Source organism: Citrobacter sp. C348, from assembly GCF_047467975.1.
Taxonomy (GTDB): domain Bacteria; phylum Pseudomonadota; class Gammaproteobacteria; order Enterobacterales; family Enterobacteriaceae; genus Citrobacter; species Citrobacter gillenii.
The window spans coordinates 790,628-803,514 of the sequence record NZ_JASJUJ010000001.1 but is presented as its reverse complement, the minus strand read 5'-3'; the positions used below and the strand labels follow the sequence as shown (position 1 = coordinate 803,514).

Sequence of the window (12,887 nt, the reverse complement as noted above, 5' to 3'; positions counted from 1 at the left end):
CATCATTAATGAGCGGCATTTTGCTTAAACTTGCGTCAGTTGGCAACTCATTAAGGAGGCGGGCCGCATTTGAGGATAACTGACGGTTGTGATTTTATTTCGACGCAAACGGTTTCGTCGGCGCGGCAGATTCTTTATAATGACGCCCGTTTCCCCCCTTGCGCACACTTATAAGCGCCTCAGGCGCTTCGAAGACGAGAGACTTATGATGGAAATTCTGCGTGGTTCGCCTGCACTGTCTGCATTCCGTATTAACAAATTGATGGCGCGTTTTCAGGCGGCCAATCTTCAGGTCAACACGATTTACGCCGAGTATGTCCATTTTGCTGACCTGAATGCCCCGTTAAACGAGGATGAGCATGCGCAACTAGCGCGCCTGCTGCAATACGGTCCGAGTCTCAGCAGCCACGTCCCTGAGGGCAAGTTGCTGCTGGTTACACCTCGCCCGGGCACCATCTCCCCCTGGTCTTCTAAAGCGACTGACATTGCTCACAACTGCGGCTTGCAACAGATTAGCCGTCTGGAACGTGGTGTTGCCTGGTATGTTGAAGCCTCCACGCTAAGCGCTGAACAGTGGCAGGAAGTGGCTGCCGTGTTACACGACCGCATGATGGAAACGGTTTTCTCTGCGCTGGACGATGCACAAGCGTTGTTTGCTCATCACCAGCCGGCGCCGGTTTCCAGCGTTGACCTGCTGGGTACAGGTCGCCAGGCGCTGATCGACGCGAACCTGCGTTTGGGTCTGGCGCTGGCAGACGATGAAATCGACTATTTACAGGATGCGTTTATCAAACTGGGACGCAACCCGAACGACATCGAGCTGTACATGTTTGCGCAGGCCAACTCTGAGCACTGCCGCCATAAAATTTTTAACGCCGACTGGGTAATCGACGGTAAACCGCAGCCGAAGTCGCTGTTCAAGATGATTAAAAACACCTTCGAAACCACGCCGGATCACGTCTTGTCTGCCTATAAAGACAACGCGGCAGTGATGGAAGGCTCTGAGGTCGGGCGCTACTTCGCCGACCATCAAACCGGTCGTTATGATTTCCATCAGGAGCCTGCGCATATCCTGATGAAGGTCGAAACCCACAACCACCCGACCGCTATCTCTCCATGGCCGGGCGCAGCAACTGGCTCCGGCGGTGAAATCCGCGACGAGGGTGCGACCGGGCGTGGCGCGAAGCCGAAAGCTGGGCTGGTGGGTTTCTCCGTGTCCAACCTGCGTATTCCGGGCTTTGAACAGCCGTGGGAAGAAGATTTTGGTAAACCGGATCGTATTGTTACCGCACTGGATATCATGACCGACGGCCCGCTCGGCGGCGCGGCGTTTAACAACGAATTTGGTCGTCCGGCGTTGACCGGCTACTTCCGTACCTATGAAGAGAAAGTGAACAGCCACAACGGCGAAGAGCTGCGTGGCTACCACAAGCCGATCATGCTGGCCGGTGGGATCGGCAACATCCGCGCCGATCACGTGCAGAAAGGCGAAATCGTCGTCGGTGCCAAGCTGATCGTCCTCGGCGGTCCGGCAATGAACATCGGGCTTGGCGGCGGTGCGGCTTCTTCAATGGCCTCCGGCCAGTCCGATGCCGATCTGGATTTCGCTTCCGTACAGCGCGACAACCCAGAAATGGAACGTCGTTGTCAGGAAGTGATCGACCGCTGCTGGCAGATGGGGGATGCGAACCCGATTCTGTTCATCCACGACGTGGGTGCGGGCGGTCTGTCTAATGCGATGCCTGAGCTGGTCAGTGACGGCGGACGTGGCGGTAAGTTTGAGCTGCGCGATATCTTAAGTGATGAGCCAGGCATGAGTCCGCTGGAGATCTGGTGTAACGAATCTCAGGAGCGTTACGTCCTGGCGGTTGCTGCAGATCAGTTGCCCCTGTTTGACGAACTGTGTAAGCGTGAGCGCGCACCGTATGCGGTAATCGGTGAGGCCACCGAAGAGCAGCATCTTTCGATGAATGACCGTCATTTCGATAATCAGCCGATCGACCTGCCGCTCGATGTGCTGCTGGGCAAAACACCAAAAATGACCCGTAATGTGCAAACGCTGAAAGCGAAGGGCGAGCAGCTTGCGCGTGAGCAGATTACGCTGGCCGATGCGGTCAACCGCGTGCTGCACCTGCCTGCCGTCGCAGAAAAAACGTTCCTCGTAACCATCGGCGACCGTACCGTCACCGGCATGGTAGCGCGCGACCAAATGGTCGGGCCGTGGCAGATCCCGGTAGCGAACTGCGCAGTGACCACCGCCAGCCTGGATAGCTATTATGGTGAAGCGATGTCTCTCGGTGAGCGTGCGCCGGTTGCGCTGCTGGACTTCTCTGCCTCTGCCCGTCTGGCAGTGGGGGAAGCGCTGACCAACATTGCGGCGACGCAGATTGGCGATATCAAACGTATCAAGCTCTCCGCAAACTGGATGGCGGCAGCCGGCCACCCTGGCGAAGATGCCGGGTTGTACGAAGCGGTCAAAGCGGTAGGGGAAGAGCTATGCCCGGCGCTTGGCCTGACTATCCCGGTGGGTAAAGACTCCATGTCGATGAAAACCCGCTGGCAGGAAGGCAACGAACAGCGTGAAATGACCTCGCCGCTGTCGCTGGTGATCACCGCGTTTGCCCGTGTGGAAGATGTCCGTCATACCATCACCCCTGAACTCTCAACCGAAGACAACGCCCTGCTGCTGATTGACCTCGGTCTGGGTCACAACGCGCTGGGGGCGACTGCACTGGCGCAGGTCTATCGTCAACTGGGCGACAAACCGGCGGATGTCCGCAACGTTGCGCAGCTGAAAGGCTTCTATGATGCCATGCAGGCGCTGGTTGCTGCGCGTAAGCTGTTGGCCTACCACGACCGTTCTGACGGTGGTCTGCTGGTGACGCTGGCGGAAATGGCCTTTACCGGTCACTGCGGTATTCAGGCGGATATCAGCACGCTCGGCGATGACCGCCTGGCGGCACTGTTTAACGAAGAGTTAGGTGCGGTGATTCAGGTTCGCGCGGCGGATCGTGAGGCGGTAGAAGCGCTGCTGGCACAGCATGGCCTCGGCGACTGCGTTCACTATGTTGGCCAGGCTGAAGCCAGCGACCGTTTTGTGATTACTGCCAACGGTCAGACGGTGTTCAGCGAAAGCCGCTCCACGCTTCGTATGTGGTGGGCAGAAACCACCTGGCAGATGCAGCGTCTACGCGACAACCCGGAATGTGCCGATCAGGAACATGACGCCAAAGCCAACGATACCGATCCCGGTCTTAACGTAAAACTGTCGTTTGATATCAACGAAGACGTTGCAGCCCCGTACATCGCCACCGGCGCACGCCCCAAAGTGGCCGTGCTGCGCGAGCAGGGTGTTAACTCTCACGTTGAAATGGCTGCGGCGTTCCACCGTGCGGGCTTTGACGCCATCGACGTTCACATGAGCGATCTGCTGGGCGGGCGCATTGGTCTGGGGAATTTCCAGGCGCTGGTGGCCTGTGGCGGCTTCTCTTACGGTGACGTATTAGGTGCCGGTGAAGGTTGGGCGAAATCCATTCTGTTCAACAACCGCGTGCGTGATGAGTTTGAAACCTTCTTCCATCGCCCGCAGACGCTGGCGCTCGGGGTGTGTAACGGCTGTCAGATGATGTCTAATCTGCGTGAACTGATCCCGGGTAGCGACCTGTGGCCACGTTTTGTGCGTAACCACTCCGATCGCTTTGAAGCGCGCTTTAGCCTGGTAGAAGTAACGCAAAGCCCGTCGCTGTTGCTGCAGGGTATGGTGGGTTCCATGATGCCGATTGCCGTTTCTCACGGTGAAGGGCGTGTGGAAGTCCGTGATGATGCGCATTTGGCGGCACTGGAAAGTAAAGGTTTGGTGGCGTTACGTTTCGTCGACAACTTTGGCAAGGTCACCGAAACCTATCCGGCTAACCCGAACGGTTCGCCAAACGGGATCACGGCGGTGACCACCGAAAATGGCCGCGTAACGATCATGATGCCACATCCGGAACGTGTGTTCCGCACGGTGAGCAACTCCTGGCACCCGGAAAACTGGGGCGAGGACAGCCCGTGGATGCGCATCTTCCGTAACGCGCGTAAACAACTCGGCTAACACGACCGTGTGATGTTCAAGGCCCCTCCACGTGAGGGGCTTTTTTTATGTTGTAGGTCGGATAAGGCGCTTACGCCGTCATCTGGCAATGTGCGCGATACTGCCTGATGGCGCTGCGCTTATCAGGCCTACGGGGAAGAGCGGTTGTAGGCTGGATAAGGCGTTTACGCCGCCATCCGGCAATAAACTCAGTGTTTGTGCCGCAAAATTAAAGTGTCGGGAATTCCCGACATCGAGGGTAGGGTGGCGTCGTCAAAAAGAGACATTTAATTAATTGATTTATAAGTGTTTTGTTTTTAAGTGCTACAGTTGTTGCTAATTAGCGACACATGGCGTAAAAAACAGCCAAAACCATTCATCGATTAAATGAATATATTTTGTATATTTATCATTGTGTTAATATAATGTTTTGAATATTGGCACGCTTGCTGCATAATACTAAGCAGTGGCTCATTCACCTTCTTATGTCAGCCCCTTCGGGACGCGCTACATAAACTTCGAATGACGCACAACAAGGTGCCTGCCGTCCAACTTCTGATATTTGCCTTGCGCATATCAAACTCCGGGCGAAACGTCGAGTTAGGCACCGCCTTATTCCATAACAAAGCCGGGTCATTCCCGGCTTTGTTGTATCTGGCGTTCCCCTCAGTTAGCATCGTCCTATCCCTTTTCGTTGAGAGTAACGCCTTGAAGCGCTGGTCTGTTTTCCCCCGGTCTTTACGTCAGTTGGTTACGCTGGCATTTTTGCTGATCCTGCTGCCTCTGTTAGTTCTGGCCTGGCAGGCATGGCAAAGTCTGAATGCCCTAAGCGCCCAGGCGGCGCTAACCAATCGTACCACGCTGATTGATGCCAGGCGGAGTGAGGCGATGACTAACGCGGCACTGGAGATGGAACGCAGCTATCGGCAATACTGCGTGCTGGATGACCCGACACTGGCGAAGGTTTATCAGGGGCAGCGTAAACGTTACAGCGATATGCTGGATGCCCATGCGGGTGTGTTGCCTGACGTCAAACTCTATCAGGCGCTTCGCCAGGATCTGAACGATCTCGCGCAGTTGCAGTGTCAAAACAGCGGCCCCGACAGTGTGGCGGCTGCACGTCTTGAGGCTTTTGCCAATGCCAATACCGAGATGGTGCAGGCCACGCGAACCGTGGTCTTCTCGCGCGGCCAGCAGCTGCAACAAGAAATTGCTGAACGTGGTCAGTTCTTTGGCTGGCAGGCGCTGGTACTGTTTCTCGTTAGCCTGGCGATGGTGCTGCTGTTCACGCGGATGATCATCGGTCCGGTAAAAGCCATTGAACGAATGATCAACCGTCTGGGGGAAGGCCGCTCGCTGGGCGATACCGTATCGTTTACCGGTCCGCGAGAGCTGCGATCGGTGGGGCAGCGTATTATCTGGCTGAGTGAGCGCCTGTCGTGGCTTGAATCTCAGCGGCATCAATTTTTACGCCATCTTTCACATGAACTCAAAACGCCGCTGGCGAGTATGCGTGAGGGAACCGAACTGCTGGCCGATCAGGTTGTTGGCCCGCTGACGCCGGAACAAAAAGAAGTTGTCGGCATTTTGGATGACAGCAGCCGCAATCTGCAAAAACTGATTGAGCAACTGCTTGATTACAACCGCAAGCTGGCCGATGACGCGATTCAACTGGAAAGGGTTGAAATCGCGCCGCTCGTGGAGAGAGTGGTTTCTGCACATAGTCTGCCCGCGCGCGCCAAAATGATACATACTGATGTGGCGCTGGCAGAAAGCGCCTGTCTGGCAGAGCCGGTGCTGTTAATGAGCGTGCTGGACAATCTTTATTCCAATGCGGTGCACTATGGTGCTGAATCCGGTACCATTTGCATCCGCAGCAGCTTGCATGGTGCGACGGTGTACATTGACGTAATGAATACCGGCGAGCCGATTCCGCCAGCAGAAAAGACCATGATCTTCGAGCCTTTTTTCCAGGGAAGCCATCAGCGAAAAGGGGCGGTAAAAGGAAGCGGATTAGGACTCAGTATCGCCAGAGATTGCATCCGCCGTATGCGGGGGGAGCTGTACCTGGTCGACGATTATGCGCAAGGCGTTTGTTTTCGCATCGAACTGCCGCTATCTGCAATGAAAAACCATTAAAAATGAATCTAAGTCTGGTGAGTATGCCACACGTTGTTGTCCGAATGCTTAAACGACATTTTTTCCGCCGCGCATTATTGCTAAGCTTGCCGTGCCTGGCGCTGGTGGGGTGTGTGCCGAACGCGGTGGATCATATTATCGGCGATCCTTCACAGGAGAAAATTCCGCCCCATCAGTTGGCGGATTACCTTTCAACCGAGTGCGCAGATATCTGGTCACTGCAGGGGCAGTCTACGGACAGCAATCCGTTGTACTGGCTGCGTGCCATGGACTGTGCTGACCGCCTGATGCCAGTTCAAGCCCGTAGTGAAGCCAGTACCCAGCTCACTGACACCTGGCAGGGCGCGTTCAAGCGCGGGATCCTGCTCGCCAGTGCCAATATCACACCGCCGGAAAGACGAGATGTGGTGACGCGACTTGATGCGCTCAGTCCGCAAATTCCGGCGCAGGTACGGCCGCTGTATCAGGTCTGGTTTAGCGGCCAAACTCTGCAGTTACAGTTGGCCGAAGAGCGCATGCGCTACAGCAAACTTCAACAGTCGTCAGACAGCGATCTTGATACTCTGCGTCAGCAGCAACAGCATTTGCAGACGCAGCTCGATCTCACTACCCGCAAACTGGAAAATCTGACCGATATTGAGCGTCAGCTTTCCACGCGCAAGCCTGCCGGCAGTTACAATCCTGATGCGCTGCACGGGAATGAAAAACTCTCCACACCTGACGATGCCGGGGGCACCGGGTCCTCGAGCGAGGAGGTAACGCCATGATAAGCCGTAAACCCGCACATTTGCTGCTGGTCGATGACGATCCGGGATTGTTGAAGTTACTCGGCATGCGTTTAACCAGTGAAGGCTACAGCGTCGTGACGGCGGAAAGCGGGCAGGAAGGGTTACGGGTGCTTAACCGTGAAAAGGTGGATCTGGTCATCAGCGATCTGCGCATGGATGAAATGGACGGCATGCAGTTGTTTACCGAAATCCAGAAAGTCCAGCCGGGTATGCCGGTTATTATCCTGACCGCGCATGGTTCAATTCCGGATGCGGTAGCTGCAACTCAGCAGGGCGTGTTTAGTTTTCTGACCAAACCGGTCGATAAAGACGCGTTATACAACGCCATTGACGGGGCGCTGGAACAATCTGCCCCGGCGACCGATGACGGCTGGCGCGAATCGGTTGTCACCCGCAGCCCGTTGATGCTGCGTCTGTTAGAGCAGGCGCGTATGGTGGCGCAATCGGACGTCAGCGTGCTGATTAACGGCCAAAGCGGTACCGGCAAAGAAATTTTTGCCCAGGCTATCCATAACGCCAGCCCGCGCGGCAGCAAACCTTTTATTGCGATTAACTGCGGCGCGTTGCCGGAACAATTGCTCGAGTCCGAGCTGTTTGGTCATGCGCGAGGCGCGTTTACCGGGGCGGTGAGCAATCGTGAGGGGCTATTTCAGGCCGCCGAGGGCGGGACGCTGTTTCTGGATGAGATAGGCGATATGCCCGCGCCATTGCAGGTGAAATTGCTGCGTGTGTTGCAGGAGCGTAAAGTTCGCCCCCTTGGCAGCAACCGTGATATCGACATTGACGTGCGGATTGTCTCCGCAACGCACCGCGACTTACCCAAAGCGATGGCGCGGGGCGAATTCCGTGAGGATCTCTACTACCGCCTTAACGTGGTGAGCCTGAAGATCCCGCCGCTGGCTGAACGTACGGAAGACATTCCCCTACTGGCAAACCATTTGCTGCGTCAGTCCGCCGAACGGCACAAACCGTTTGTGCGCGCATTCTCGACCGATGCCATGAAGCGTTTAATGACCGCCAGCTGGCCGGGCAACGTGCGTCAACTGGTCAACGTTATCGAACAATGCGTGGCGCTCACCTCATCGCCAGTGATCAGTGACGCGCTGGTGGAGCAGGCGCTGGAAGGTGAAAATACCGCCTTGCCAACCTTTGTTGAAGCGCGTAACCAGTTTGAACTGAACTACCTGCGTAAGCTGCTGCAAATAACCAAAGGCAACGTGACCCACGCAGCGCGAATGGCGGGGCGCAACCGCACCGAATTCTATAAATTGCTTTCTCGACATGAGCTGGATGCAAACGACTTTAAAGAGTAGCACCGTAAATACGACTGATTTATGATACGGTGAGCAGCCGGTTACGCGATAAAAACGACAGGAAAACCATGAAAAAGATTGATGCGATTATTAAACCCTTCAAGCTCGACGACGTCCGCGAAGCGCTGGCAGAAGTGGGCATTACCGGTATGACCGTAACGGAAGTGAAAGGCTTTGGCCGTCAGAAGGGCCATACCGAGCTGTACCGTGGTGCGGAGTACATGGTGGATTTTCTGCCGAAGGTAAAAATTGAAATTGTGGTTACCGACGACATCGTGGATACCTGTGTCGATACCATTATTCGCACGGCTCAAACGGGTAAAATTGGCGACGGTAAGATTTTTGTCTTTGACGTGGCACGCGTGGTGCGTATCCGTACTGGCGAAGAAGACGACGCAGCAATTTAAGCCGCGCCGTGCTTGCCGGATGGCGGTGTAAACACCTTATCAGGCCTACAAAACCCCGTAGGCCTGATAAGCGCAGCGCCATCAGGCATGACGTAATTACAGGACTTTATGCGGACCGAAGCATTCGTAATGAATATTCTCGTTCTTTACACCCAGACCGATCAGCTGCTTCGCGGCAAACTGCATAAAGCCGACCGGACCGCACAGATAAAACTGCATCGCCGGATCGCTGATTGCACCTTCCAGTTTATTCAGATCCATCAGGCCCACGCTGTCATACGCGCCTTTTTCACGGTCTGCTTCATTCGGTTCACGATACCAGGTGTGGGCACTAAAGCGCGGCAGTGAGTTGCCCAGCTCATTCACTTCATCAGCAAAGGCATGCACATCGCCGTTTTCTGCCGCGTGGAACCAGTTTACCTGCGCCGTGTGTCCAGCTTTCGCCAGTGTATCCAGCATTGCCAGCATCGGGGTCTGACCAACGCCTGCGGAAATCAGCGACACCGGAGTATCGGTGGCGACATCCATAAAGAAATCGCCTGCCGGTGCGGCTAAATGAACGATGTCACCGACTTTCGCATGGTTATGCAGCCAGCTTGAAACCTGACCGCCGTCTTCACGCTTAACTGCAATGCGGTAGCCCTTGCCATCCGGTTTGCGGGTCAGAGAGTACTGACGAATTTCTTGATGTGGGAAACCTTCCGGCTTAAGCCAGACGCCCAGATACTGCCCCGGATGGTATTCAGCCACCGCACCGCCGTCGACGGGCTCAAACTCAAAGCTGGTAATTAATGCGCTACGCGGTGTTTTTGCCACAATGCGGAAGGGACGAGTACCTTCCCAGCCGCCATTTTTGTTGGCGTTCTCACTGTAAATCTGCGCTTCGCGGTTGATGAAGACGTTAGCCAGCACGCCATACGCTTTACCCCACGCGTCCAGCACTTCTTGCCCTGGGCTGAACATCTCGTCCAGCGTTGCCAGCAGGTGACCGCCCACGATGTTGTACTGCTCAGGCTGAATCTGGAAGCTGGTATGCTTCTGGGCAATTTTTTCGACCGCAGGCAACAGCGCCGCCAGGTTGTCGATATTGCTGGCGTAAGCGGCGATAGCGTTAAACAACGCTTCACGCTGATCGCCATTACGCTGGTTACTCATGTTGAAAATTTCTTTGAGTTCTGGGTTATGCGTAAACATGCGATCGTAGAAATGGGCGGTCAGTTTCGGGCCGGTTTCGACCAGCAGGGGAATAGTGGCTTTCACTGTAGCGATGGTTTGTGCGTCAAGCATACGGTCTTCCTTTATCTGAGGCTTTAATGATGTATGTCAAATACATCTTATAAAAAATACCCCTGCATTGTAAATGGTTCTTTGTAACTTTGCGCTGCAAAGGTTACAACTTGAAAAATCTGCATCACAAACCTGAAAAGAAATCCGTTGAAATTTGCCATGTCTTTATTCTCCAAAGCCTTGTGTGCCGTGAAGGTAATCGTTTGCGTAAAATCCTTTGTCAAGACCTGTTATCGAAGATTGATTCGGTTATACTGTTGGCCGTCGTCCAACAGGACTGCCTTTTTAGGCCGAAATTCTATTGTTAGCTGAGTCAGGAGATGCGGATGTTAAAGCGTGAAATGAACATTGCCGATTATGATGCCGAACTGTGGCAGGCTATGGAGCAGGAAAAAGTACGTCAGGAAGAGCACATCGAACTGATCGCCTCCGAAAACTACACCAGCCCGCGTGTCATGCAGGCGCAGGGTTCTCAGCTGACCAACAAATACGCTGAAGGTTATCCGGGCAAGCGCTACTACGGCGGTTGCGAGTATGTGGATATCGTTGAACAACTGGCGATTGACCGCGCGAAAGAGCTGTTTGGTGCCGACTACGCTAACGTCCAACCGCACTCGGGTTCTCAGGCTAACTTCGCGGTCTACACTGCGCTGCTGCAGCCGGGCGATACCGTTCTGGGTATGAACCTGGCGCAAGGCGGTCACCTGACTCACGGTTCCCCGGTCAACTTCTCCGGCAAACTGTACAACATCGTCCCTTACGGCATCGATGAATCCGGCAAGATTGACTACGAAGACATGGCTAAGCAGGCGCAGGCCCACAAACCGAAGATGATTATCGGTGGCTTCTCTGCGTATTCCGGTGTGGTTGACTGGGCAAAAATGCGTGAAATCGCTGACAGCATCGGCGCATACCTGTTCGTCGACATGGCACACGTTGCCGGTCTGATTGCTGCAGGCGTCTACCCGAACCCGGTTCCGCATGCACACGTTGTTACCACCACGACCCACAAAACCCTGGCGGGTCCGCGCGGCGGCCTGATCCTGGCAAAAGACGGCAGCGAAGAGCTGTACAAAAAACTGAACTCCGCGGTGTTCCCAAGCGCGCAGGGCGGCCCGTTGATGCACGTGATCGCGGCAAAAGCGGTGGCGCTGAAAGAAGCGATGGAGCCAGAGTTCAAAGTTTACCAGCAGCAGGTTGCGAAAAACGCCAAAGCAATGGTTGAAGTGTTCCTGAACCGCGGCTACAAAGTGGTGTCTGGCGGCACTGAAAACCACCTGTTCCTGCTGGATCTGGTCGACAAAAACTTGACCGGTAAAGAAGCCGATGCGGCGCTGGGCCGTGCGAACATCACGGTTAACAAAAACAGCGTACCGAACGATCCGAAGAGCCCGTTCGTGACCTCCGGTGTCCGTATTGGTTCTCCGGCAGTGACCCGTCGCGGCTTTAAAGAAGCGGAAGTGAAAGAACTGGCTGGCTGGATGTGTGACATTCTGGACAACATCAATGATGAAGCCACTATCGAACGCGTGAAAGCGAAAGTGCTGGAGATCTGCGCACGCTTCCCGGTTTACGCATAAGTCATACGGATTGCCGGATGGCGGTGTAAACACCTTATCCGGCCTACATATGAGTAACTTGTAGGCCGGATAAACGCAGTGCCATCCGGCAGTTATATCGACTTAAGCGTCACCGTCTCATCAAGTAAAGCCGCCAACAGCGGCTTTTTCTTTGCCTGAATCCATTTGCGCAACTGCCGCATTTCCCGTCCCTGGTTGAGCGTTACCGCGCCGACTATCATCTCGTTTTGCAGGTTGAACCAGATAGCCTTGCCGTCATCTGGACTGCCGCGCACGACCCAGCTATCACCACGCATATCGCCAATAAACTGCAGGTTGTCGCTGAACTGATCGGTCCAGAACCAGGGCGGAGGTAGCGTCGGGAGTGTCAGCCCCAGCATGGCCGCCGCGGCAGTTTGCGCCTGATTATTGGCGTTTTCCCAGCTTTCGCAACGTTGCAGCGTACCGTCTGGCGAACGCTGTACTGCCACATCTCCGGCGGCAAAAATGTTCGGATCGACGGTTCGGCACGACGCATCAATGATAATGCCGTTTGCCACATCAAGACCCGCTTCACGGGCAAGCCCGTCGTTGGCGACAATCCCGATCCCGTAGATCACGCTATCAACCTGAAGCTGCTTACCGCTTTGCAGCGTGAGGGCGACGCGTTCCCCGCCAGCCACCTGTTCAATCGCATTATTCAGCAGCAAATGTACGCCAGCCTGCTGGTGGCGGGCGGCGAGATAACGTTGTATCGCTGGTGGTGCGTTGCGACCCATCACCGTGGCGGCCCGTTCAATGACGGTGACCTGACAACCGCGCTGCGTGGCGCTGGCAGCCAGCTCAAGTCCGATGGTTCCGGCTCCGACAATGGCGATCGACTGCCCGGGGCTGAGCGCGTCTCGTAGACGCGCTGCATCTCCGGCGTGGCGCAGCGTGAAGCCGCGGTCACCGAGCGTATCCAGTAATGGGAACGGGCGTGCCGCTGCGCCTGTGGCAATCAGTAATTGATCCCACGGGTAGGTCTGTCCGTCAGCCAGTACCAGCGTTTGCGTTTCTCGCCCGAGCGTTTGAACGGTGACGCCCAGATGCAGCTGAACATTATTATCCCGCCACCAGTCTGCGTTCAGCACCGGCTGCAGCTGCGGCACGTCGTCCAACAGCATGGTTTTGGAAAGTGGAGGGCGTTCGTAGGGCAGATGCGGTTCATCGGAAAACAGATGGATCTCGCCGTCAAACCCCTGTTGACGCAGTGCGGCTGCCGCCATTGCCGCGGCCTGTCCGCCGCCGACAATGGCGATGATATTGTGGTACATAATGCC

The 12,887-nt window shown here is 55.3% G+C and carries 8 protein-coding genes and 1 pseudogene; 6 read left to right on the top strand and 3 right to left on the bottom strand.

What is annotated here, in order from left to right; genetic code table 11:
• Nucleotides 1-205 precede the first annotated feature (205 nt).
• The 5 genes from purL to glnB all read left to right on the top strand — a co-directional run bounded on the left by purL (nucleotide 206) and on the right by glnB (nucleotide 8,719).
• Nucleotides 206-4,093, top strand: coding sequence for a phosphoribosylformylglycinamidine synthase (gene purL, locus QNN86_RS03800; RefSeq protein ID WP_414210649.1), 3,888 nt, complete (start codon nucleotides 206-208; stop codon nucleotides 4,091-4,093).
• Nucleotides 4,094-4,780: 687 nt separating this feature from the next.
• A complete protein-coding gene (qseE, locus tag QNN86_RS03795) occupies nucleotides 4,781-6,211 on the top strand; it encodes a two component system sensor histidine kinase QseE/GlrK (protein WP_115257759.1) in 1,431 nt (476 codons plus the stop codon).
• 23 nt (nucleotides 6,212-6,234) lie between these two features.
• On the top strand, nucleotides 6,235-6,978 hold the full coding sequence (qseG, locus tag QNN86_RS03790) for a two-component system QseEF-associated lipoprotein QseG (RefSeq protein WP_096759355.1): 744 nt from the start codon (nucleotides 6,235-6,237) through the stop codon (nucleotides 6,976-6,978).
• On the top strand, nucleotides 6,978-8,312 hold the full coding sequence (gene glrR, locus QNN86_RS03785) for a two-component system response regulator GlrR (RefSeq protein WP_304571763.1): 1,335 nt from the start codon (nucleotides 6,978-6,980) through the stop codon (nucleotides 8,310-8,312). Before qseG ends, glrR begins: the two co-directional genes overlap by 1 nt.
• Nucleotides 8,313-8,380: 68 nt before the next feature.
• Complete coding sequence (glnB, locus tag QNN86_RS03780; RefSeq protein WP_002438074.1) at nucleotides 8,381-8,719, top strand: nitrogen regulatory protein P-II; 339 nt, start codon at nucleotides 8,381-8,383, stop codon at nucleotides 8,717-8,719.
• On the opposite strand, the pseudogene QNN86_RS03775 reads toward glnB, so the two are convergent.
• Both QNN86_RS03775 and hmpA read right to left on the bottom strand, forming a co-directional pair.
• A pseudogene (locus QNN86_RS03775) lies at nucleotides 8,716-8,811 on the bottom strand (hypothetical protein); the annotation flags it as partial. The gene glnB and the pseudogene QNN86_RS03775 overlap by 4 nt on opposite strands.
• Nucleotides 8,812-8,815: 4 nt before the next feature.
• Nucleotides 8,816-10,006, bottom strand: coding sequence for an NO-inducible flavohemoprotein (gene hmpA, locus QNN86_RS03770; protein ID WP_115257760.1), 1,191 nt, complete (start codon nucleotides 10,004-10,006; stop codon nucleotides 8,816-8,818).
• Between the two features lie 326 nt (nucleotides 10,007-10,332).
• On the opposite strand from hmpA, the gene glyA reads away from it, so the two are divergent.
• A complete protein-coding gene (gene glyA / locus QNN86_RS03765; RefSeq protein ID WP_182269344.1) occupies nucleotides 10,333-11,586 on the top strand; it encodes a serine hydroxymethyltransferase in 1,254 nt (417 codons plus the stop codon).
• A gap of 92 nt (nucleotides 11,587-11,678) precedes the next feature.
• Here glyA and hcaD read toward each other — a convergent pair whose 3' ends face one another.
• On the bottom strand, nucleotides 11,679-12,881 hold the full coding sequence (gene hcaD / locus QNN86_RS03760; RefSeq protein WP_414210648.1) for a phenylpropionate dioxygenase ferredoxin reductase subunit: 1,203 nt from the start codon (nucleotides 12,879-12,881) through the stop codon (nucleotides 11,679-11,681).
• Nucleotides 12,882-12,887 lie beyond the last annotated feature (6 nt).